The organism is Holdemanella sp. (assembly GCF_056804935.1).
The window spans coordinates 2242-3502 of sequence record NZ_DBMEXE010000172.1 but is presented as its reverse complement, the minus strand read 5'-3'; the positions used below and the strand labels follow the sequence as shown (position 1 = coordinate 3502).

At 35.3% G+C, this 1261-nt stretch carries 1 protein-coding gene; it reads right to left on the bottom strand.

Translation table 11 applies throughout. The features are described 5' to 3' along the window. Window positions 1–94: 94 nt before the first annotated feature. A partial coding sequence (pepT, locus tag ACZQCL_RS07630) for a peptidase T (protein WP_482482584.1) occupies window positions 95–1261 on the bottom strand: 1167 nt, incomplete at its 5' end.

Sequence of the window (1261 nt, the reverse complement as noted above, 5' to 3'; positions counted from 1 at the left end):
ATTTTCAAAGATCAATTCAAAAATAACTAAAAATTCTAGTAATTTTATATTTTCAAACTTTTTCATAAAAATTACTTGAATTTTATATAGTTAGCTACTCAACGATTTTTAATACGATTTCAACCATCTTTTCCATCTTTTGAATACTTGCGAATTCAAAACGACCATGATGATTAAATGAACCCGTACCTAAGTTTGGACAAATTAATCCTCTTGCCGTCAACATTGCACCATCTGTTCCACCACGAATTGGTGTACTAACTGGTGTTACATCACATTGACGCAATGCATATTTTGCCTTATTCACACTACGCATATCCCCATGCATATATTGACGCATGTTTTCATATTGATCACGAATCGATACATGAACACGGTTTCCGTATTTTTCATTCATCTTATCCGCAATTGCTTCCATCTTCTGTTTTTGTGCAATAAAACTTTGTTTACTGTGATTACGAAGAATGTAAGTTAATTTTGCATCTTCACAAATTCCTTCCATACCCACTAAATGATAGAATCCTTGACGACCCTGTGTATGTGAAGGTGTTTGTTTTTTTGGAAGACTCGAAGCATATTCCATTGCTAATAAACTCGCATTGACCATACGATCCTTGGCATCTCCAGGATGAATGCTTGTACCATCAAATGTGACAACAGCTTGTGCTGCATTAAATGTCTCATAATCAACAGAATCAATACGATCACCATCAATTGTGAACGCGTAATCCACGGCAAACTTATCTAACTCAAAGTTTTCGACACCACGACCTACTTCTTCATCTGGAGTAAAGGCAACCGCAATAAATCCATGTTCTTTTTCAGATTGAATCAACTGTTCCATAGCCTCTAAAATAATCGCAATTCCTGCTTTATCGTCTGCACCAAGTAATGTCGTTCCATCTGTAACAATCAAATCATCACCAATGCAGTTTGCCAAAGCTGGAAATTCTTCTTTAGACATGGAATACTCTTCATTTAATTGAATTGTATTTCCATCATATTTTGAAATTACACGACACTTTACATTCGTCCCCGTAATTTCAGTTGCCGTATCCATATGTGCAATAAACCCAATACGATCTATCTTCTTATCTGTATTCGCATTTAAGTATGCATACACAATACCTGTATCGGTTAATTCAACAGAATCAAAACCTAATTTTTCACATTCAGCCTTTAGTTCACGAGCTAAAATCAATTGTTTTTCAGTGCAAGGTGCACTTGTACTTTCTTCACTTGACTGTGTGTCAAATGATGC